This is a genomic window from Nocardia australiensis (assembly GCF_020733705.1).
Lineage (GTDB): Bacteria > Actinomycetota > Actinomycetes > Mycobacteriales > Mycobacteriaceae > Nocardia > Nocardia australiensis.
Window position 1 is genome coordinate 307,726 of sequence record NZ_JAJFZM010000016.1, and the last position, 19,571, is coordinate 327,296.

Sequence of the window (19,571 nt, forward strand, 5' to 3'; positions counted from 1 at the left end):
CGCCGAATCGGCCGGGCCCGATCGATGGGCGAGCTATCGGTGCCCGCGACACCGATAGCAAGCCGCCGCGCGGCATCGCTCCAGCATCCGTGGCTCGGGGACGGGACCCGGTCCGACAACGGGCACCAAGGGCAGGCCCGACACAAACCGATTGGTACGAATACTGCTCACATTCGGCTGTCCGGTGCGGCACAGTGGTGATATGAGCACCCCGCAGGGTCCGCGCCGGAAACCGCCGACCGCGAAGACGCTGAGTTCGCGCGTGCCGAGCCCCGCCGATATCTTGTCGGCCGCCCAGGCCGCGGCCGCCGCCGCGCAATCGGCGGCCGGACAGGCGCTGGACGCCGCGCAGTTGACCGCGGGCCAGGCATTCGACGTTGCGGTGCGCCTGCCACCGGCGTCGGCCCAACTGGCCGCCCAGCTGCCCGATCTGGTCGAGAACCTGTCCAAGGCCATCGACCGGCTCAACTCCACCATCGACCGACTCGACCGCACCCTCGCACTGGCCGACCCGGCCTTCGCCGCCTACGACAGTCTGCTGCCGCGATTGGAGGCGATGGTCGGATTGGGTGAAGACCTGTTCGGGGCGCTGTCGAAGTTGCCGGGCGCCGCTATGCTGGGCCGGTTCGCGGGCCGAGCAACCGAGCCGCCCGCCGAGCCGGAACCGCCGCGCACTCGCGGCCGACGGAAGTAGCGGGCCATCCGTTTCTCGGGTCGTCGAACGCACGTCGGGGCTGGCGCGCCGGATCTGCCGAGACGGAAGAGGTTTCGCGACCGTCCGGTGGTCACCTGAATAGCCTGGTCCTCGCGGAGTCGAGCTACCGGGTCGCTCGATAGGTGGCGGCGCCCTTGAGGACGGTCTCGCGGTACTCGTCCTCGGGGTCGGAGTCGAGCACTATGGCCCCGCCCGCGCCGATGCGCCACCCACCGTTGTGGCGGACGGCGGTGCGGATGACGATGTTGAGGTCCGCGGTGCCCGCCAGCCCGAGAAAGCCGATGGTGCCCGAATAGACGCCGCGTGCTTCGGTTTCCAGTTCGTCGATGATTTCCATAGTGCGCAACTTGGGCGCGCCGGTCATGGAGCCGCCGGGGAAGCAGGCGCGCAGGCAGTCGATGGCGTCGACGTTCGCCCGCAGCGTGCCGCGAACAGTCGAAACCAGCTGGTGCATGGTCGAATACGTCTCGGTGGCCATCAGTTTCGGGACATGCACGCTGCCGATCTGGCATACCCGGCCGAGGTCATTGCGCAACAGGTCGACGATCATCAGATTCTCGGCCCTGGTCTTCGGGCTATCGGCCAGATCGCGCCGCAGCCGCTCGTCGGACGCAGGGGTGGCGCCACGCGGCGCGGTGCCCTTGATCGGCTTGCTCTCCACGGTGCGGGCCCGATCGACCTTGAGGAAGCGTTCCGGTGAGGAGCAGGCGATCTCGAGGTCGTCGAAACGCAGGTACGCGGCGTAGGGCGCGGGATTGCAGCGGCGCAGGCGCCGATAGAAGTCGAGGCCGTCGGACTCCGCGGCGGGGAAGCACGCGCTGTCGGTAATGCAGATTTCATAGGACTCGCCTGAGTGCAGCCGCTCCTGGCAGACGGCGATATCGGAGAGGTAGCGGTCGCGTCCCCTGGTGAACAGCGGTGCGACGGCATCGAGATCGGTCGATACTTCCAGCGTCGGCGGATTCGCCCAGGTGGGCAGGGATTCCAGAATTTCGCGGGTATCGCGAGACCAGTCCGCGCCCGCGCGCATGGCCTCCGGAGTGGAATCGGTGAGCGCGAGCAGATACGTGCGCCCACCCACGTGATCCACCACGACGATCCGGTCGGCGAAGATCCACTGCGCGTCGGGTGTCGAGGCCTGATGCGCGGCCGCGGCGCCGCAATCGGCTTTCACCTCGTAGCCGAGGTAGCCGACATAGCCACCGGCGAAATCGAAAGGCAAATCGGGAAGTTCGACATATCGCCCGCGCAACTCGGTGGTCAGATAGTCCAGGATCGTGCCGGGAACCATGCGTCGATTGCCATCGGAGGATTCGACCGTTACCGCGCCCTCGCCGACCCGATAGCGAACCACCTCCGCCAGCGGCCCACCCGCGTCGCCGAGGAAGGAGAAGCGGTCAAGGCCGGGTTCGACGTGTTCGCTGTCGAGCCAGAACGCGGTGGGGGAGTTGGCGTAAAGCTGGACGAACGCGGCCTCGGTATCGATGGCGCGCTCGATCACGCTGTGCTGGATCCGCGGGCCGGGGGAGGTCTCCCCGAATCCTTTTCGAACCGTGGGGTCGCCGATCGTGGGCGCGAAGCCCTCGGCCGTGCGAACGAATTCCTCGGTGTCCGAAGCGGATTGCTCGCGGGTCCGGGTAATGGCTCCGGACTGCCCGATGGTCGCCGATCGGGTCGCGGCGCTGGTCGCAGTGCGGTGGACGTGCCGGCGAGCGGGCTGGGCGGCGGTGAGCTTCGCGAAGTTGCGCAGCAGTGCCGCGCCGTGCTCACTTGCGATCGATTCCGGATGGAACTGCACACCCCATTGCGGCCGGCTGCGATGGCGTACCCCCATGATCACCCCGTCACCGGAGATCGCCGTGATATCCAGGCTGTCGGGCAGTGGGCGCTGTGCGCACAGTGAGTGATAGCGCACGGCGGTGAATCCGTCGGGAAGTTCGGCGAACAGGTCGCTTCCGTCGTGCTCGACCTGGTCGAGGTATCCGTGTCTGGCCGTGGGTGCCTCGGCGACCACACCACCCGCCGCGACAACGATGCCCTGATGGCCCAGGCAAACCCCGAGCAGCGGGAGTTCGGTCGTATCGATCACCGCCGCCGAAATACCGATATCGCGAGCGACGTCGGGGCGACCGGGGCCGGGGGAGATGACTATGTTGTCGAAGCGGCCGAAATCCAGTTCCGCCAAAGCGTCGGCCTCGTCGTTGCGCACCACCGTCGGCTCGACGCCGTTCACCTTGCTGATCAGCTGATACAGGTTGTAAGTGAACGAGTCGTAATTGTCGATCAACAGCGTGTGCATGGTGCCTGAAACCCTACGCTCAGCCCGAAATGGTCAAACTGTTGTCGGCTGCCTTCAGTTGTTTGGGGCCGATTGAGGCACAATTCAGTGCATGTCTGTTACGCAGCCGCTCGCAGTGGATCGTGATGTTGCCGACTTCACCGTGGTCGGAAAATGGATGGAAGACCAGGGGCTTCCCGGTGGTGAATTCGAAGGGGTGGCCGCGCTCGGCGGCGGCACGCAGAACATCATGTTGCGTTTCACTCGGGGCGGGCGGGATTACGTGCTGCGGCGCGGCCCGAAGCACCTGCGAGCCAAGAGCAATGACGTCATCAGGCGTGAGGCGCGACTGCTCGGCGCGCTCGACGGCGCCGGCGTGCGCGCGCCTCGGGTGATCGCGGCCTGCCCGGACGAAACCGTGCTCGGCGCCGTCTTCTATCTGATGGAGCCCATCGCCGGGTTCAACCCGCAGAACGAACTGCCGGAACTACACGCGGGCGATCCGGAGATCAGGCGACAGATGGGGCTGTCCGCGGTGGAGGCCATCGCCCGGCTCGGCGCGCTCGACTATCGGGACCTCGGTCTCGCCGATTACGGCAAACCCGAGGGTTTCCTGGAGCGTCAGGTACCGCGGTGGCTAGCTGAGCTCGAATCCTATTCGGCCAACGATGGCTACTCGGGCCCGCAGATCCCTGGCGTCGAGCAGGTTGGGGAGTGGCTCGACCGCAACCGTCCCGCGCAGTGGGCCCCGGGCATCCTGCACGGCGACTGTCACCTGGCGAACATGATGTTCTCCTACGACGGGCCCGAGGTCGCGGCGATGGTGGACTGGGAGATGTCCACCATCGGTGACCCGCTGCTCGATCTCGGCTGGCAGATCGCCACCCGCCCGGAGCCCGGTACCACCGGAGCCGCGCTGGTCGGCAAGCTCGGCGCGGTCGGTGGCCTGCCTACGCCGGAGGAGATGGTCGCGCATTACGGCCGATTCTCGGATCGCGATCTCAGCGTCGTGCCCTGGTACACGGTATTGGCCTGCTTCAAGCTCGGCATCGTGCTCGAAGGCACCCATGCTCGTGCGTTCGCGGGCAAGGCGCCCAAGCAGGTCGGTGACTTCCTGCACGCCATAACCCTCGAACTGTTCGAGAAGGCGCATCGCCTGATGGAGTAGGGGCGTGTCCGCGACGCCGCCGACGCGGGTGAAACTGGAACTCGTTCGCGAGTGCCGTCAATCCTTACCGACGAATTTTCGACCCTGGACTAGAACGCGTTCCAGTTTTCTCGTAGGGTGGGTGCAGTCACATAGAAGCCCGTGCATGCGAGAGGTCGACACGAATGAAGACGAAAGGCGCGATCCTGTGGGGGATCGACCAGCCGTGGTCCGTCGAGGAAATCGAGGTCGGTGACCCGGTCGCCGGTGAAGTGCAGATCCGGATGGAAACCGCCGGAATGTGCCACTCGGACCATCACATCGTGACCGGCGCGACCCCGATGCCCAGCTATCCCGTGATGGGTGGCCACGAGGGTGCGGGTGTGATCACCAAGCTCGGCCCGAACTGCCCCGCAGACCTCGAGGTCGGCGACCACGTCATCCTGTCGTTCATCCCTGCCTGCGGTCGCTGTCCGGCGTGTGTGAACGGCAATATGGCGCTGTGCGATCTCGGTGCCGGACTGCTGTTGGGTCAGGCGATCAGCGATGGCACCTACCGCATCCAGGCGCGCGGTGAGAACGTCATCCCGATGTGCCTGCTCGGCACCTTCGCGCCGTATATGACGGTGCACCACACCTCGGTCGTGAAGATCGACCCGAGTATTCCGTTCGAGGTCGCCTGCCTGGTCGGGTGCGGTGTCCCCACCGGATTCGGCTCGTCGACCCACGTCGCCGAGGTCAAGCCGGGCGAGACCGTGGTAATCGCGGGCATCGGCGGCGTAGGTATGAGCGCGCTGCAGGGCGCGGTGCTGTCGGGTGCGTCCAAGGTCGTCGCGATCGACCCGAACCCGTGGAAGCGGGAGCAGGCCCAGAAGTTCGGCGCCACACACACTTACGAGAGCATGGCCGCTGCGATCATGCCGCTGATGGAGGCCACCGAGGGGCGCATGGCCCAGAAGGTCATCCTGACCATGGGTGAAATGCACGGCGACTACGTCGAAGAGGGTCTGATCCTCACCGCCAAGGCGGGCACCCTGGTGGTCACCTCGATGGGCCGGATGGACGCTGGCGACGTCAAAATGAACAGCTTCCTGCTGTCCATGCTGCAGAAGACGGTGAAGGGCTGCATCTTCGGTGGCGGCAACGCACGCCACGACGCGCCGCAGCTGCTGTCGTTGTACAAGTCGGGTCAGCTGAACCTCGACGACATGGTGACCCGCAGCTACGCCCTGGAGGAAGTCAACCAGGGTTACCAGGACATGCTGGACGGCAAGAACATTCGCGGCATCATCAAGTACACCGAGGCAGACTGGTAGAGCCGCTCAGGCAGGCCGCTCGGCAAGCATGGTGGCGATTCGCGCCACGAGGTCGTACGGGACCGGCTTGCCGAGCGGGAATTTCAATGTTCCTTTACCCGCTCGGTACGGCTCGATCTCGTGCTCGAACGCGGCCTCGCCGTCGGGGACGGGATAGAGACTGACGCGGCGGCCGGGCAGGTTTCGGTTGCCATCAGACAGCGCAGCGCAGCAGTGCCTCGCGCAGCTTGCGGCTGCGGACGTCGTCGAGGACGGCGAGGCCGAGCCGGTTCATCGCATAGCCGAAGCCGAGACCCGTTGCCGGGTCGGCGAATCCGAAGGAGCCGCCCAAACCCGTGGTGCCGTAGGCGCGTTTGTCCGAGCCGAAGCGGAACGAACCGCGCGATTTACGGAAACCCAGGTGATAGCGACTCTTGGTGTGTAACACCAGATCATCGGCGGGAACGTCGTCGGCGGCGTCCGCGGTGGCGATCAGGTCAAGCACCGTGTCGTCGATCGGAAGCTCGCCGGTGCGACCGGCCGCGGCGCCGTACGCCTTCGCCAGCGACCTGGCATTGCCGACACCGTTGGACCCCGGCATCTCGACTTCGAGGAACTCGCGCCTGGTTGCCCTGGCGGGCGAACCGACACGCGGATTGGTCAGTGCCGCATGGGAAAACCCGCGCTTGGCGAAGATTTCGATGCCGATGCGCACCGGTAGATCACGCTCATATCGCAGAATGTCCATGCCCTCGGTCGCGGCCAGCGTAGCGATCCGCTCCATACGCTCCTCGGCGGGCAGTCCGATGAAGAAATCCAGTCCGAGCGGTTTCGCGATCTCCTCGGCGAAGAAGCGGCCGAGCGTGCGATGCGCGGGATCGACCCGGCGTACGAGCTCGCCCTGATACAGGCCGAGGGTGATGGCGTGGTACCCATGCCGGGTACCCGGCACCCACGCCGGCTTCTGTGCGGCCAGAATGGTTGCCAGCCCATCCAAATCGGCGACCTGGGGCAGCCGCACCACTGTGTCCAGCCCCGACAGACCGGCCTGATGGTCGATCAACTGCCGGACCGTCACCGACGCCTTGCCCGCCGCCGCGAATTCCGGCCAGTATTTCGCGACCGGTTCCGCGTAATCGAGCAGTCCCCGCGATACGGCGGTGGCTATGACGAATGCGGCCATCCCCTTCGTAGAGGAGAACACCGGCACGATCGTGTCCTGCTCCCACGGCAGCGTCCGGTGCCGGTCCCGATGGCCCGCCCACAAATCCACCACCGGACGATCACCCGCATAAACCGCCACGGCAGCACCGATTTCGCCATGATCGGCGAAGTTGCGTCGGAATGCGTCGGCGACCGGTCCGAAGCCGGACTCCACCTCGCCGTGGATGGTGGGCTGTGCGCTCATAGTGAGTCAATGGTACCGGCGGTACCGGATTCGCATCTCCCCATGCCCGGAGGTACTGTCGGCCGCGTTCGCCGCGCGGTCGTCTCGTAGGCTCGTCTCGTGCGTTCACTCGAGCAGATCAAGGACTGGCCCGTTCGGCACGCGACGGTGGGTGTCCTCACCCGTGACGGCGCGCAGACCGCAGGCGACATCGGGCGCGTGTTTCCGCTGGCATCGGTAACGAAGCCGCTGATCGCCTACGCGGTGCTGGTCGCGGTGGAAGAGGGCGCGATCGAACTCGACCAACCCGCGGGTCCGCCCGGTGCCACCGTGCGCCACCTGCTCGCGCATACCTCCGGTCTCGCCTTCGACACCAACGCGGTAATGGCCGCGCCGGGCACGCGGCGGATCTACTCCAGTTCGGGCTTCGAAGTGCTCGCCGATTTCGTGTCCGAGCAGACCGGGATCGGGTTTCCGGAATACCTGCATGACGCGGTCTTCGAACCACTCGGTATGACCGCCTCGGTACTGGCCGGCCCGGCAGGGCACGCGGGCCGGTCCACTGTCGCGGATCTGGTGCGATTCGCGACGGAATTGCTGAATCCGCAATTGATCTCCGCCCAGGCGCACGCCGAGGCGACATCGGTTCAATTTCCCGGGTGCAATGGCGTGCTGCCCGGCTACGGTTCGCAGCGTCCTAACGACTGGGGGCTCGGGTTCGAGCTTCGTGACGGCAAATCACCACATTGGACCGGCGGATCCAACTCACCTGGTACCTATGGCCATTTCGGGCAATCGGGCACATTCCTGTGGGTCGATCCGAAAATAGGAGTGGCGTGTATCGCACTGACCGACGAGAATTTCGGCGACTGGGCACGGGAGGCTTGGCCGGTTTTCTCCGATGCGGTAATCGCCGAGTTGACGCTCGTACACAATGGGGGCCCGAAGTGACACGACGGAACACGCATTCGAAGTAACACGTGTAACTTCGAGCACTCCAGTACACTCAGGCAACGCCAGGCTCGACGGGCCGTTGGGGAAGACGTTCCTCGTCGAAGCTGGAGGTGTTAGTGGTGCGCGCATCGAGTCAGTTCGCGGATGAGACGGCGGGTGTGGTCTACATCCACTCGTCGCCCGCCGCGGTGTGCCCACACATCGAATGGGCACTCACCTCGGCCCTGGCCGCACCAGCCAAACTGCGCTGGACCGCGCAACCCGCCGACGGTCATCTGCGCGCAACCTCCGACTGGGTCGGCCCCGTAGGCACCGCTGCCCGAATCGCGCAGTCCCTGCGTTCATGGCCGATGCTGCGGTTCGAGGTCACCGAGGACCCTAGCGACGGCGTCGACGGCGAACGCTACAGCTTCGTCCCCGACCTCGGCCTCTGGCACGGCTCCACCAGCGCCAACGGCGACGTGACCCTGGGCGAAATGCGCCTGCGCACCCTCCTGCAAGCCTCCCGCGAACTCGATGAGTACTCCTACGACCTCGCCACCGAAATCGACCGCGCCCTCGGCGCACCCTGGGACGAAGACCTCGAGGTCTACCGCTACGGAACCGAATCCGGCGCCGAAGTAACCTGGCTGCGCCGCGACGTCGGCTGAGCCTCTCGTGCATTGTGCGACGCCATGAATCCATTGTCGGACGGGTAATTTGGGTCTGGCGAGTTTCCTTCCGTTTCGGACCGTAGCCGTTGCACCGGGAGGTTCGCGTCTTTGATTGACGAGGAGGGGGCGAATTGAAGCGGCATATCGACTTCGGCTATCTGCACAAATCGAGGCCAAAGGCAAAGTCCCCGAACCCGAGCGATTCATCTACGCCAACTTCAGCATCGAGCACCGGCCCTATGACCAAGCCGATATTGATCCAGACATCGACCCGTGGCACTTCCTCGCCGAAAAGTTCGCCGAAGTCGCTGCCGACGGTGTCGAGGAGATCCGGCGGGCAATCGAACTGATCGCCGACTCTGAGGGCCCCACGGTAGTCCACTGCGCTTCCGGCAAGGATCGCACCGGGCTCATCGCCGCTTTGATACTCACCGCGCTGGATGTCTCCGAGAAACAAATCCTCGCCGACTTCGCCCTGACCGAACTCGCGACGGCCCGGCTGATCGCGGACTGGAAAGCTGCCAACCCCAACCGCGAACTGAAGTGGCCCGGTTATGGGCGGGCACCCGCCGCAGTCATGCAATTGGTGCTCGACGACCTCGCCGCAACCTATGGTTCAGCACGCCGATACATCACCGAGCAGGTCGGGATCGAGCAGCGAGTGATCAAACAATTGCGGAATCAACTTCTCGAACCATAGGTGACAACCATTGTCTTGTCGAAGTAGTCGCGAGTGGTGTCGAGTCGGCGATCTCGCACAGAGATGATCGCGTCCGATAAATGTCAGTTCCAGCGAAAACTGTAACCGGCTAACAAGATTCGTCCTCCCTGTCACGATTGCGGGGCATAGTCTCCGGGTTCTGGATCCGGAATGGATAGCAGAAGCGGCGACAAGAGCACCGCGACCACGCCGGTGACGACCGCCGTGCCGAGGGCGAGTGAGGCGCAGCTTCAGTCAGATACCACTTTTGGTGGCCACACCCAGGATCAGCGGTCGAACAATCGGGGGCATTCGCCGCCACGACGCGTCCTGTACGTCTTCGAGCTCCAGCCCGGACGCCCGGATCAGCTCGAGGGTGGCACGGTTGCAGTGGCAGCCCTCCGCGAACCGGCGCCACGGATCGGCGAGGCGGTCTTGCCAATAGGCAAGTCGCGGCGAGTCGGAACGTACGTGCTCGAGAAACAGCAGCTGGCCGCGGGGGCGCAACACGCGCCCGATCTCCCGCAACACCGGATCGGGGTCGTCGACAGTGCACAACACGAGCGTTGAGACGACCGTATCCACGGTTTCATCCGCGAATGGCAGTTGTTCCGCCGATGCGTCGAGCACACGTGCCCGACGTCGACTGCGCCGCAACCTCCGCGCCAACCGCGTGCGCATCGCGGCCTCCGGTTCGGTCAGGATCAGCTCGTCAAGACCGTCCCTCCGCCGCTGCCGCCGACACAGCGCCACTGCTCACAAACTCGACGGCACGCCGGGCGGGCATCATCGCGCATATCCAGTTCGTCGAGCAGGACGGGCAGCCGCCGGAGGTTCGGCAGGGCGGTGGCAGTTACCGGTGCGCCCTGGAAGAGGTACTTCGCGTGTGCCAGGCCCCACCTACCGTTTGCGCAGCACACCGTCTTCCGCGACGTCGCGCCGGATCTCGAAGAAGTCGGCGTTGGCGAGGTTCATGTCCGTCGCGAACGAGGCCAGCAGCCCGGAAGTGATCCGGAACGGTTCCTCTGACTCGGTCTTCGGCAGCGGATCGTCCTCGTGCAGCTGGTTGCACACCGCCAGCGCCAGCAGCTCACCGCGAAGGGCCTCCTCGTCCACGACCAGGAGGACGGTGTGCTGCGGCCAGCCGTCCTCGTCCTGCTCCACCAGCTCCAGCAGCTGCGCCACGCCCATACCGGCGTAGGCGGGATCGTCCAGAATGTCCACCTGGTCGATCGCCTCCTCACCGGAGGCGTCCGGCCGGGTGAGGGCCTCGAGGAACCGCTCCCACTCCTTGGGTCGGTCATAGCAGGTGCGGACCAGGATCGTCAGGTTGGTCTCGGGCAGCATGCAGCCTCCTGTGCGCCGCGGCAGGACGTCACAGCCCAGCCGTAGGGGAACCCCGCACACGGCCCCTTAGTTAGTGGCTTGCACCTGTACAGGGCTGCACCAGGTTGCTTGCCGACTGCACTCGCGGTATGGGGTGCTTGGCAACATGGGCGGAAGAGCTGGCGAGTACCCAACTTGCGTCATCCCTACCGCGCCGATGGGCACACGTTCAAGGCGTTGCCCGGCCGGCCGCCGAGGTGGTCGACAACGCGGACGAGTTGGTTGCTGCGGCCTGGCTTCACGACATCGGATATGCAGCCGAATTAGTCAGGACGGGCTTCCATCCGGCGCGGCGGCTCGCCTGTCGCCTCGTCCTGGAGTGGCACGGGTTCCTCGGGATGTGTCATGACATTCGCAGCCCAAGTCTCGGGAGGCGTGCCCCATGTTTGCCCCATGAATCGAACCGCACGAGCCAGGCTGCCCCATGAAAAACGGGGTCTATCGCGATGTTCTTCGGTGGGCGCAGAGGGGTTCGAACCCCCGACCGCTGGTGTGTGAAAGCGCGCCGAACCGTCCGCCGGGTACCGCCCCGTCCGGCCGTATCTTCCTGTTTAGGGACGCTGTAGGGACGCCGGGAGTGAGCCGAGCCTCGAGGCCACCGAATCTGTCAGTGGCTGGCCTTATTCTCCCCGCATGAGGGCGCTGAGGGCCGAGCGTGGTGTCACCTTCAGCACGACCGGGCTCGGTCGGGTGAAGGCGGCCGATTACGTGGTGGTGTCGAGCAATCCGATCAAGAGCGACCTCGAAGCGTGCCGGGAACTCGGCGCGACGGCTGCGCCGCAGCCTCGGGGTCGACCAATTCACGGCGGGCAGAGGGGCGATGAGCGACAAACAGAGTTGGCAGGCGGAGTGGGCGGTGGAGCGTGAACAGAGGCTGGCTCTCCTGGCGAAACTTTCCGGCAAGGAGCACCACGAACGACTAGACGCCCTGAATCGGGTCTCACGATTGTTCTCGACCAACGGTGCCGAGCTGACCAAGCACATTTCGACGTTTGTCGGCACTGCCCGGCACGTGAACGATCTTCCGGACGAGTTCGAACACGAGGCTGTGCGTCTTTTCCACAACTACATTGCGTCTGTCGCCACCCTTCGCGATGTACAACGCAGTACCCACCGCAAGCTCTGGTCGAAGCGTCTTCCCAACGATCAGCGGCGCGACGACAACGACACCAGAACGGTCTGGGAAGTCGAGACCTACGAACCGAAGGTTACTGAGCTTTTCGGCGACGACGACATCAAGTTCTTGTTCGATCTCCGAAACTTCACAGTGCATTACGCCGTGCCGATGATGTCGATTGGCACGACGCTGAGTCACCGCCCACCCGGACCGGCGATGTGGATCAACACAGTCGAACTCGAGCGAGACGAACTGGACAAGTACTCCAGATGGGGAGGGCCGGCCAAACGCTTCCTCAAAACCCAGGCGAAAGACGTTGAGTTCCTTCCTCTATTGGAGAAGTATTCAACGCGCGCCCGTCAGTTCTACGGCTGGTTTTGGGACCAGGTGAAAGAGGCGGTCCGGTGTCAAGTTGATGAATACCATTGTAAGAGCAATGAATTCGAGTTCTGGCTGGCCGAGGAGATGGCGAAGCCTGATTGGGAGCCGACACCGGGCGGTATGCCAATTCCAGGTTCATTGCGGCGCAATAGAGCGCGTGCTCACGCGGATAGGTGCGCTCACGCCGCCCCCGTACGCCGCTCCAGCGCTCGCCCGATGAGCGCTCGGGCGGCGTCGTTGTAGGCGGCCTGGTCGGCGAGCAGGGTGAAGGTCTTCTCGTGCAGGGCGATCTCGGACGGGCGGGTGATGGTCAGTTCGGCGCTGACGGTCTCGGTGATCACCTGGGCGGTCCAGGACCAGGTAGGTGCGAGGATCATCAGGGCCCAGAACGGAGCGGTGACGTCGAAGGCGAGATCAAACAGCCGGTTCATTCGACTTCCCGTGGCCGGATCGGACTGCGGTACCCGCTGCGGCAACGCAGACAATGGCCAGCAGCACGAACTCGCTCGCGGTCGTCGGATCGCGGTGGAGCAGCGGCTGCCCGCGCTGAGCTTGCCAGGTGGTCAGGACGACGACTGCCGCATAACCGGCCGCCGCGATCCAGACCAGACGAACGCGCAGGGTTGCATTGCCCAGCCGGCGGATGCGTTTCGATCCCGCGGCCAGCAATACCGCGATAAGCGGAAGTAGTTGCAGGGCGTGCAGGCCGACGAAGTGCGGCACCCTCAGGTCACCATGTGTCGTGCTCCAACCGGTCACCGGCATCCCCGGAGTCCCATCCGGTGCTCCGACAGTGTGTGCGCCGGAGACACCGTCGATGCCGGACGGTAGATCGGCCATCAGTTTGCCCAATGCCATGCCGACCAACGAGATAGCGATGCCGAACCGAATCGCCCAGGTCAGCGCTGGATCGCTGACGCGGCGCACGGCAAGTGATACACCGGCCACAAGCGTGCCGACGAATAGAACTGCGATGGTCAGGCCCATGAATTGCCACAGCGTGGTGTCGAATTCGGTCGCGACATTGAAATGACTGCGGGTTCCGCGCGCCGCAGCACTTCGCGCAATGCGGCAGTGATATTGCCGGTAGTCACAACATCTCCAAGAACGGATAACGCAACTATTCGTTGGTTGCTAGTTTGATATCCATATATCGATCAGCAAAAGGGACGCGACAAATGTAGTTGCGGATCATTGATAAGGAGCATGCGCAGTGTGGTTCGCAGCGGCTCCGTGCTCGCATTCAGCTGACGCGTTCCAAGTTCTCGATCATGCGTCCCATGACGTCCATCATGGTGGCGAACCCCTCGGGGCTGACCCCGGTTGCCGAGAGGTCTCGGATCCGATCCACGGACTTTGCTGCTTCGCTGTGTGCGGTGCGCCCAGCGGGCGTCAGGACATAGCGAGAGTCCGGACTCTGCTCGACCCAGGCGCGGGCAGTCAGTTCGGCGACCACTTCGTCGACGTTCTCCCGATTCGCGTCCCAGAACGGACGCAGTGCGTCGGTCAGTTGCGCCGCATCGGCCGGGCTCCGGCTGATGACGTTAAGAGTCTGCCACTGGCGGCGGGTGAGACCGGCCTCGGTCAGAAGCTTGTCGAAGGTGGACTCGATCAACTGGTCGAGTCGCTTGAGTTGGAATCCGATCAACCTGCTGTCGGTCGGCTCGGTAGCCACCGTCGAGCTGGGTGGGTCCTGCCCCTGGCTCGAGCACGCGGCCAATGGCAGCGCGGCAGTGGTCAAGACGCAGAGGAGAAGTGAGCGGATGCGCATTGTGGCACCTCCATGTCGATTTACAACTACTTGTCTAAGTGCAAGTAGTTTGGAACGATAACATGCCGGTATGGATGATGTCGATCGTGTGGAGCAGGCGATGATCGCGATTCGCCGCCGCCAGACCAAGCGCACGCTGGCGGGCGGAAAGGAGATCGCCGGGCAGGCGTTCGACGTCCTCGATGTCATCGAATCCTCCGACGAACCCACTGTGTCTACAGTGGCGGTGGCCCTGGCGGTTGACCAGCCACGCGCGAGCAAACTGATTGCCACCGCAGTCGGAGCGAACCTGGTGCGGCGGGTCGCCGATCAGACCGATGGCCGACGTTCAGTGTTGGTGCTGACCGACCGCGGGCAGGCGGTCGTCGCCGCAGTGCACCGTCGCCGCCGCGAGGCGTTCGATCAAGCGATGTCTGGGTGGACCGCATGCGAGCGGGGCGAATTCGCGCGGCTACTTACCCGTTTCGTCGATGCGATGGCCTAAATCGTTCGTTTCGCCACCGACCGGGGTGGCATCAGTCGATGCCCTCTCGGCGGCAATGCCAATGAGACGCTGGACATCCGGGTGCTCCGGTGGGCGACGTTGTCACGCGCAGTGCCCTGGGTGCCCCCGATTGTGCTACTCGAGGAGGCCGGGATACCAGCCGCCCAGATACGCGACAGCATACTCATGAGCAGTCATTTCGAGTTTCACCGAGCAAACTCGCGCCAGATGGCTCGCGAGCTCGGGTGATGATGCGCTGCGGGGCATTGCCAGAGTGGAGAGGGCTCATAGCGACGATACTGGGCTGTGGCCCCGTGTTCGCCCCACAGCGTCCGTTGCATCGGCGCTGGCTGCCCCGCTGAAAGCAGCGTCTGCCTCGATGTTCACTTGTGGGCGCAGAGGGGTTCGAACCCCCGACCGCTGGTGTGTAAAACCAGAGCTCTACCGCTGAGCTATACGCCCTTGGTCCGCCGGCGGATACCGGCGGGATCGGTCTATGAATCTAGCGCGGCGAGCGCTTTCTCCCAAGCCGCCTGGTCACGGGGCTCGCCGGGGCCGTTCATTTCGGCGAAACGGACGATTCCGTCTCGGTCGATGACGAACGTGCCACGGTTGGCGAAACCGGATTTGTCGTTGAAGACACCGTAGGTTTGGGCTACGGCGCCGTGTGGCCAGAAGTCCGACAGGAGCGGGAAGACGTAGCCCTGTTCGGCGGCCCAGATCTTGTGGGTGGGCGGCGGGCCGACCGAGATGGCCAAGATTTCCGCGTCATCGTTCTGGAACTTCGGCAGTTCGTCACGGACCTTGCACAGCTCGCCCTGGCAGATGCCGGTGAAGGCGAGCGGGTAGAACACGATCAGCACGTTCTTCTTGCCCAGGAAGTCCGAGAGCGAGACTTCCTGGTTGTTCTGATCCTTGAGTGTGAAATTCGGCGCGACAGAGCCGACCTCTAGCGGGCCAACCTCCAACGGCATCGTGAACCTCCATCGGTGTCGGGCTAACGCCGGGCGGCATGAAAGCCGCCCGGCGGAACCATAGCGAATGACCGGTCAGCGCTGCTTGGAGGGCGCTTTCGGTTGCACCAGGCGGCTGCCTGCCCAGTCTCCGAGATTGATCGCGGAGGTTTGCGTGAAACCTGCTGGTGGTGCGGACTCGGCGATTTCACTCGGGTCGACGTGTCCAGGATTTCCGGTCTTGGGAGTGAGCACCCAGACGAATCCCTCGTCCGAAAGCAGACCGGTGACCTCCATCAGGGCATCCACCAGATCCCCGTCGTCGTCGCGCCACCACAGCAATACGACGTCCATGACCTCATCGGAGTCCTCATCGAGCAGCTCGCTGCCGATGACTTCCTCGATGTCGGCTCTCAGGTCGTCGTTGGTGTCCTCATCCCAGCCCAGTTCCTGGACAACCATGCCGTGAATAATGCCAAGCTTCTGAGCGTAGTTCTGCGCGTCCGCCGCGGCGACCACGGTGGTGTCCTCCTCAAATCAGGTGATAGGTAGTTGCAAGCGAACATGGTTATCGGCTCGAGCGCAAGCTGATCGGACGAAATAACCCTTGAATGTCGTGTGACAAGTTCGTGCCGATGGCTCTCGATCAGCGCTTCGGGCACGCGTCGCGGACCGCGTTACGTGCGTCGTTGACCCGTTTGCTCGCGTCGTTAAGCGGTCCAACCGGTGCGGTGTAGGTCATCTTGCGAGTCTCCGACGCCAACAGCCGGGCGGCCGCAACGTACTCGGTGAAGTTCGCCGACAAGTCAATTGGCAGCGCATCGTTGGTGGAGTTTACTCCGGTCTCGACTTTGTTGGCGGCCTCATCGAGTGTCGCCGCGGCCTCCTCACGCTTGGCCGCGTAGTCGGGTGCGTTGGCGTCGTGGGCGTTGATGAAGTCGTTGTACTTCGAGACGCCGACGCCGGTGGTGTTGGGGAACTGCGCACAGTTGTCGCCGATGACCTGTGCCTGTGCCGCCGCTTTGCGTGAGGAACTGGCCGCGGCCGACGAAGAGGCTGCCTCGGTCTTGTATGTCGCTAGTTCCTGCGCGTTCGGACTCGCGACCCCCTCGACCTGATTCGCACACCCCGCCACGGTCAGACCGGCGGCCACCGCCAGGCCCGCGCACACCAACCCGAACCCCCGTGGGTCCAGCACCTTCATCGTCCTCTCCGCTCCTGCTCGTACTACGGCAGCCTCGACTCACGTTCCCTGCAGAACGGTACTGGATTCGCGACTGACATGATGACCTGGGACACATCATCCGGAAGGATGGAGGTGCGCCCGAACCCTTTCGTAAGCGGGCGGTTCGCCAACCAAGCGTGCCCGCCCGGGGAAACAGACGTCATCACATGTCCACCCCTGTACGAGGAGCAGATTTGACCGACCTGATCCACTCTTCCGCTACAGCGAAACCCGCTGTGCCCAACTCCGAGACCGCCCCTGCTCCAGGCCGCGATCCGCACGGATCATCCGACGCGCCTGCAGGTGGACGCGTCCGGGTGATCCGCGAGGGAGTGGCGTCCTACCTACCGGACATCGACCCGGAGGAAACCTCCGAATGGCTCGAATCGTTCGATGACATGCTCGACCGGGAAGGCCCGGGCCGAGCGCGCTACCTCATGCTGCGTTTGCTCGAGCGTGCCGGTGAGCGCCGGGTCGCCATCCCCTCCCTGACTTCGACCGACTACGTCAATACGATTCCCACCGAAAACGAGCCGTGGTTCCCCGGCGACGAAGAGGTGGAGCGACGCTTCCGCGCCTGGATCCGCTGGAACGCGGCGATCATGGTGCATCGCGCACAGCGTCCGGGAATCGGTGTGGGCGGCCACATTTCGACCTACGCGTCCTCGGCGGCGCTGTATGAGGTCGGCTTCAACCACTTCTTCCGCGGCAAAGACCATTCCGGCGGCGGCGACTCGATCTTCATCCAGGGCCACGCCTCGCCCGGCATCTATGCTCGAGCGTTCCTGGAGGGCCGGCTCAGCGCCGACCGGATGGACGGCTTCCGACAGGAGTACAGCCACGGCGGCCCGGGCAAGGGATTGCCGTCGTATCCGCATCCGCGCCTGCTGAACAACTTCTGGGAATTCCCCACGGTGTCGATGGGCCTCGGCCCGATGAACGCCATCTACCAGGCGCGGTTCAACCACTACCTGCACGATCGCGGTATCAAGGACACCTCTGACCAGCATGTGTGGGCGTTCCTCGGCGACGGCGAGATGGACGAGCCGGAGTCGCGCGGGCTCGCGCAGGTCGCGGCAATGGAGAGCCTCGATAATCTGACTTTCGTCGTCAACTGCAATCTGCAGCGTCTCGACGGCCCGGTTCGCGGTAACGGCAAGATTATTCAGGAACTCGAGTCGTTCTTCCGCGGTGCGGGCTGGAACGTCATCAAGGTCATCTGGGGCCGTGAGTGGGACGCGCTACTCGGCGCCGATCGCGATGGGGCGCTGGTGAATCTGATGAACAGCACGCCCGACGGCGACTACCAGACCTACAAGGCCAATGACGGCGCGTATGTGCGCGATCATTTCTTCGGCCGTGACCCGCGTACCAAGGCGCTGGTGCAGGATCTGTCGGATCAGGAGATCTGGAATCTCAAGCGAGGTGGCCACGACTACCGCAAGGTCTACGCCGCCTACGCCGCCGCGATGGCGCACAAGGGTCAGCCGACGGTGATCCTGGCCAAAACCATCAAGGGTTACACCCTCGGTAAGCACTTCGAGGGCCGTAACGCCACGCATCAGATGAAGAAGCTGACGCTGCAGGACCTCAAGGATTTCCGTGACCTGCAACGGATTCCGATCAGCGACGCCGAGCTCGAGAAGGATCCGTACCTGCCGCCGTACTACCACCCGGGTATGGAGGCGCGCGAGATCCAGTACATGCTCGACCGTCGTAAGGCGCTCGGTGGCTACCTGCCCGAGCGACGTGCCACAGCTAAGCCTCTGCAACTTCCCGGCGACGAGGCGTATCGCTCGGTGCGCAAGGGTTCGGGTAAGCAGAACGTGGCGACGACGATGGCGCTGGTGCGGCTGATGAAGGAGCTGCTGCGCGACAAGGAAATCGGCAAGCGGATCGTTCCGATCATCCCGGACGAGGCTCGTACCTTCGGTATGGACTCCTGGTTCCCTTCGTTGAAGATCTACAATCGAAACGGCCAGTTGTACACATCGGTCGACGCCGATTTGATGCTTGCCTACAAAGAGAGCTCGGTCGGGCAGATTCTGCACGAGGGCATCAACGAGGCCGGATCGACCGCGTCGTTCACCGCCGTGGGTACCTCGTACGCGACGCACGGCGAACCGATGATCCCGCTGTACATCTTCTATTCGATGTTCGGCTTCCAGCGCACCGGCGATGGACTGTGGGCGGCCGCGGACCAATTGGCGCGCGGTTTCGTACTCGGAGCAACTGCCGGGCGAACCACGTTGACCGGTGAGGGGCTGCAGCACAACGACGGCCACTCGCTGCTGTTGGCATCCACCAACCCGGCCGTTGTCACCTACGATCCGGCGTTCGCCTTCGAGCTCGCGCACATCGTGCGCGACGGGTTGCGCCGGATGTACGGCGGCGGCACCCCGCAGATCGGGCCCGGCACGTTGCCGGGAGCCGTTTCGCATGGCGCGGAATCGGCGGGCAACTTCGGTGGCGAGGACATTTTCTACTACATCACCCTGTACAACGAGCCCTACCAGCAACCGGCGGAACCGGAGGGGCTCGATATCGCCGGTCTACTCAAGGGCATCTATCTGTACTCCCGTGGTGGCGCGGGTGATGTGCGCGCGCAGATCCTGGTCTCCGGCGTTACGGTGCCCGACGGATTGCGTGCTCAGGCGCTGCTCGCGAAGCGGTGGGGTGTGCAGGCGGATGTCTGGTCGGTGACCTCCTGGGGCGAACTCCGCAAGGAGGCGCTCGACATGGAGATCGCGAACCTGCGGATCCCGGGCACCGACGCGGGCGTCCCGTATGTCACGCAGGCGCTCTCTCAGGTCGAAGGGCCCTATGTCGCCGCGACGGATTGGATCCGCGCGGTACCCGACCAGGTTCGCAAGTGGGTTCCAGGCGACTTCACCACCCTCGGGACGGATGGCTTCGGCTTCTCCGACACGCGGCCCGCCGCGCGGCGAGTGTTCAACGTGGACGCGGAATCCATCGTGATCGCCGCCCTCACCGGCCTGGTCAGGGCGGGCAAGATCGACCACGCGACGCTGGCAACGGCCGCCGCCGAATACCGTATCGATGACGTGGGCGCCGCGCCGAAATCGGTGGCAAGCGGCGCCGGAGACGGCGAGTAGCGGACGATT

Annotated in this window: 19 protein-coding genes and 1 tRNA gene; 9 read left to right on the forward strand and 11 right to left on the reverse strand. The window is 64.4% G+C overall.

Features of this window, described 5'->3' with window-relative positions; all coding sequences use genetic code 11:
- Nucleotides 1-202 precede the first annotated feature (202 nt).
- A complete protein-coding gene (locus tag LKE06_RS28800; protein WP_228002476.1) occupies nucleotides 203-694 on the forward strand; it encodes a hypothetical protein in 492 nt (163 codons plus the stop codon).
- A 124-nt stretch (nucleotides 695-818) separates the two neighbouring features.
- On the opposite strand, the gene pabB is transcribed toward LKE06_RS28800, so the two are convergent.
- Complete coding sequence (gene pabB / locus LKE06_RS28805; RefSeq protein ID WP_228002477.1) at nucleotides 819-3,014, reverse strand: aminodeoxychorismate synthase component I; 2,196 nt, start codon at nucleotides 3,012-3,014, stop codon at nucleotides 819-821.
- Between the two features lie 91 nt (nucleotides 3,015-3,105).
- On the opposite strand from pabB, the gene LKE06_RS28810 reads away from it, so the two are divergent.
- Both LKE06_RS28810 and LKE06_RS28815 read left to right on the forward strand, forming a co-directional pair.
- Complete coding sequence (locus LKE06_RS28810; RefSeq protein WP_228002478.1) at nucleotides 3,106-4,161, forward strand: phosphotransferase family protein; 1,056 nt, start codon at nucleotides 3,106-3,108, stop codon at nucleotides 4,159-4,161.
- A gap of 164 nt (nucleotides 4,162-4,325) precedes the next feature.
- The gene (locus LKE06_RS28815) at nucleotides 4,326-5,456 is read left to right on the forward strand and encodes an NDMA-dependent alcohol dehydrogenase (protein ID WP_228002479.1); all 1,131 of its coding nucleotides are present in this window, start codon (nucleotides 4,326-4,328) and stop codon (nucleotides 5,454-5,456) included.
- A 193-nt stretch (nucleotides 5,457-5,649) separates the two neighbouring features.
- On the opposite strand, the gene LKE06_RS28820 is transcribed toward LKE06_RS28815, so the two are convergent.
- On the reverse strand, nucleotides 5,650-6,843 hold the full coding sequence (locus tag LKE06_RS28820) for a serine hydrolase domain-containing protein (RefSeq protein ID WP_228002480.1): 1,194 nt from the start codon (nucleotides 6,841-6,843) through the stop codon (nucleotides 5,650-5,652).
- A 99-nt stretch (nucleotides 6,844-6,942) separates the two neighbouring features.
- Here LKE06_RS28820 and LKE06_RS28825 point away from each other — a divergent pair, with 99 nt between their 5' ends.
- From LKE06_RS28825 to LKE06_RS28835, 3 genes are all read left to right on the forward strand, one after another.
- Entirely contained in the window at nucleotides 6,943-7,773 is an 831-nt protein-coding gene (locus LKE06_RS28825) for a serine hydrolase domain-containing protein (RefSeq protein ID WP_228002481.1), read from the forward strand.
- 122 nt (nucleotides 7,774-7,895) lie between these two features.
- Nucleotides 7,896-8,426 (forward strand): DUF3145 domain-containing protein, encoded by a 531-nt coding sequence (locus tag LKE06_RS28830; protein WP_228002482.1) that lies wholly within the window; start codon nucleotides 7,896-7,898, stop codon nucleotides 8,424-8,426.
- Nucleotides 8,427-8,541: 115 nt separating this feature from the next.
- A complete protein-coding gene (locus tag LKE06_RS28835; RefSeq protein ID WP_228002483.1) occupies nucleotides 8,542-9,129 on the forward strand; it encodes a tyrosine-protein phosphatase in 588 nt (195 codons plus the stop codon).
- Nucleotides 9,130-9,384: 255 nt separating this feature from the next.
- Here LKE06_RS28835 and LKE06_RS28840 read toward each other — a convergent pair whose 3' ends face one another.
- Complete coding sequence (locus LKE06_RS28840) at nucleotides 9,385-9,882, reverse strand: class I SAM-dependent methyltransferase (RefSeq protein WP_228002484.1); 498 nt, start codon at nucleotides 9,880-9,882, stop codon at nucleotides 9,385-9,387.
- A gap of 147 nt (nucleotides 9,883-10,029) precedes the next feature.
- Entirely contained in the window at nucleotides 10,030-10,476 is a 447-nt protein-coding gene (locus LKE06_RS28845; protein WP_228002485.1) for a DUF6924 domain-containing protein, read from the reverse strand.
- Between the two features lie 859 nt (nucleotides 10,477-11,335).
- On the opposite strand from LKE06_RS28845, the gene LKE06_RS28860 reads away from it, so the two are divergent.
- Nucleotides 11,336-12,256, forward strand: a complete 921-nt coding sequence (locus LKE06_RS28860) for a hypothetical protein (protein WP_228002486.1) — start codon at nucleotides 11,336-11,338, stop codon at nucleotides 12,254-12,256.
- Here LKE06_RS28860 and LKE06_RS28865 read toward each other — a convergent pair.
- The 3 genes from LKE06_RS28865 to LKE06_RS28875 form a co-directional block, all read right to left on the reverse strand.
- On the reverse strand, nucleotides 12,193-12,444 hold the full coding sequence (locus tag LKE06_RS28865; RefSeq protein ID WP_228002487.1) for an abscisic acid-deficient protein Aba4 family protein: 252 nt from the start codon (nucleotides 12,442-12,444) through the stop codon (nucleotides 12,193-12,195). The two genes, LKE06_RS28860 and LKE06_RS28865, sit on opposite strands and share 64 nt — an antisense overlap.
- Nucleotides 12,428-13,000 carry a hypothetical protein gene (locus tag LKE06_RS28870; RefSeq protein ID WP_228002488.1) on the reverse strand — a complete coding sequence of 191 codons (573 nt, stop codon included), beginning with the start codon at nucleotides 12,998-13,000 and terminating at the stop codon, nucleotides 12,428-12,430. The genes LKE06_RS28865 and LKE06_RS28870 overlap by 17 nt, the downstream gene beginning before the upstream one ends.
- Nucleotides 13,001-13,256: 256 nt before the next feature.
- Nucleotides 13,257-13,784: a MarR family winged helix-turn-helix transcriptional regulator gene (locus tag LKE06_RS28875; RefSeq protein WP_228002489.1), complete on the reverse strand. Its 528-nt coding sequence runs from the start codon at nucleotides 13,782-13,784 to the stop codon at nucleotides 13,257-13,259.
- Between the two features lie 70 nt (nucleotides 13,785-13,854).
- On the opposite strand from LKE06_RS28875, the gene LKE06_RS28880 reads away from it, so the two are divergent.
- A complete protein-coding gene (locus LKE06_RS28880) occupies nucleotides 13,855-14,268 on the forward strand; it encodes a MarR family winged helix-turn-helix transcriptional regulator (protein WP_228002490.1) in 414 nt (137 codons plus the stop codon).
- 390 nt (nucleotides 14,269-14,658) lie between these two features.
- On the opposite strand, the gene LKE06_RS28885 is transcribed toward LKE06_RS28880, so the two are convergent.
- The 4 genes from LKE06_RS28885 to LKE06_RS28900 all read right to left on the reverse strand — a co-directional run bounded on the left by LKE06_RS28885 (nucleotide 14,659) and on the right by LKE06_RS28900 (nucleotide 16,425).
- Nucleotides 14,659-14,730, reverse strand: a tRNA-Val gene (locus LKE06_RS28885).
- 32 nt (nucleotides 14,731-14,762) lie between these two features.
- On the reverse strand, nucleotides 14,763-15,242 hold the full coding sequence (locus tag LKE06_RS28890) for a peroxiredoxin (protein ID WP_228002491.1): 480 nt from the start codon (nucleotides 15,240-15,242) through the stop codon (nucleotides 14,763-14,765).
- A 75-nt stretch (nucleotides 15,243-15,317) separates the two neighbouring features.
- Nucleotides 15,318-15,740 (reverse strand): DUF3052 domain-containing protein, encoded by a 423-nt coding sequence (locus LKE06_RS28895; protein ID WP_228002492.1) that lies wholly within the window; start codon nucleotides 15,738-15,740, stop codon nucleotides 15,318-15,320.
- A gap of 127 nt (nucleotides 15,741-15,867) precedes the next feature.
- Nucleotides 15,868-16,425 (reverse strand): Rv2240c family protein, encoded by a 558-nt coding sequence (locus LKE06_RS28900; protein WP_228002493.1) that lies wholly within the window; start codon nucleotides 16,423-16,425, stop codon nucleotides 15,868-15,870.
- 215 nt (nucleotides 16,426-16,640) lie between these two features.
- Between LKE06_RS28900 and aceE the strand changes: the two genes are divergently transcribed.
- The gene (gene aceE / locus LKE06_RS28905) at nucleotides 16,641-19,562 is read left to right on the forward strand and encodes a pyruvate dehydrogenase (acetyl-transferring), homodimeric type (RefSeq protein WP_372477443.1); all 2,922 of its coding nucleotides are present in this window, start codon (nucleotides 16,641-16,643) and stop codon (nucleotides 19,560-19,562) included.
- The last annotated feature ends 9 nt before the right edge of the window (nucleotides 19,563-19,571 follow it).

Excerpts from the sequence above, each read along its gene's own strand:
- LKE06_RS28800 (WP_228002476.1), top strand. The coding sequence starts at position 203 with ATGAGCACCCCGCAGGGTCCGCGCCGGAAACCGCCGACCGCGAAGACG.
- pabB (WP_228002477.1), bottom strand. The coding sequence starts at position 3,014 with ATGCACACGCTGTTGATCGACAATTACGACTCGTTCACTTACAACCTG.
- LKE06_RS28810 (WP_228002478.1), top strand. The coding sequence starts at position 3,106 with ATGTCTGTTACGCAGCCGCTCGCAGTGGATCGTGATGTTGCCGACTTC.
- LKE06_RS28815 (WP_228002479.1), top strand. The coding sequence starts at position 4,326 with ATGAAGACGAAAGGCGCGATCCTGTGGGGGATCGACCAGCCGTGGTCC.
- LKE06_RS28820 (WP_228002480.1), bottom strand. The coding sequence starts at position 6,843 with ATGAGCGCACAGCCCACCATCCACGGCGAGGTGGAGTCCGGCTTCGGA.
- LKE06_RS28845 (WP_228002485.1), bottom strand. The coding sequence starts at position 10,476 with ATGCTGCCCGAGACCAACCTGACGATCCTGGTCCGCACCTGCTATGAC.
- LKE06_RS28860 (WP_228002486.1), top strand. The coding sequence starts at position 11,336 with ATGAGCGACAAACAGAGTTGGCAGGCGGAGTGGGCGGTGGAGCGTGAA.
- LKE06_RS28865 (WP_228002487.1), bottom strand. The coding sequence starts at position 12,444 with ATGAACCGGCTGTTTGATCTCGCCTTCGACGTCACCGCTCCGTTCTGG.
- LKE06_RS28870 (WP_228002488.1), bottom strand. The coding sequence starts at position 13,000 with ATGGGCCTGACCATCGCAGTTCTATTCGTCGGCACGCTTGTGGCCGGT.
- LKE06_RS28875 (WP_228002489.1), bottom strand. The coding sequence starts at position 13,784 with ATGCGCATCCGCTCACTTCTCCTCTGCGTCTTGACCACTGCCGCGCTG.
- LKE06_RS28880 (WP_228002490.1), top strand. The coding sequence starts at position 13,855 with ATGGATGATGTCGATCGTGTGGAGCAGGCGATGATCGCGATTCGCCGC.
- LKE06_RS28890 (WP_228002491.1), bottom strand. The coding sequence starts at position 15,242 with ATGCCGTTGGAGGTTGGCCCGCTAGAGGTCGGCTCTGTCGCGCCGAAT.
- LKE06_RS28900 (WP_228002493.1), bottom strand. The coding sequence starts at position 16,425 with ATGAAGGTGCTGGACCCACGGGGGTTCGGGTTGGTGTGCGCGGGCCTG.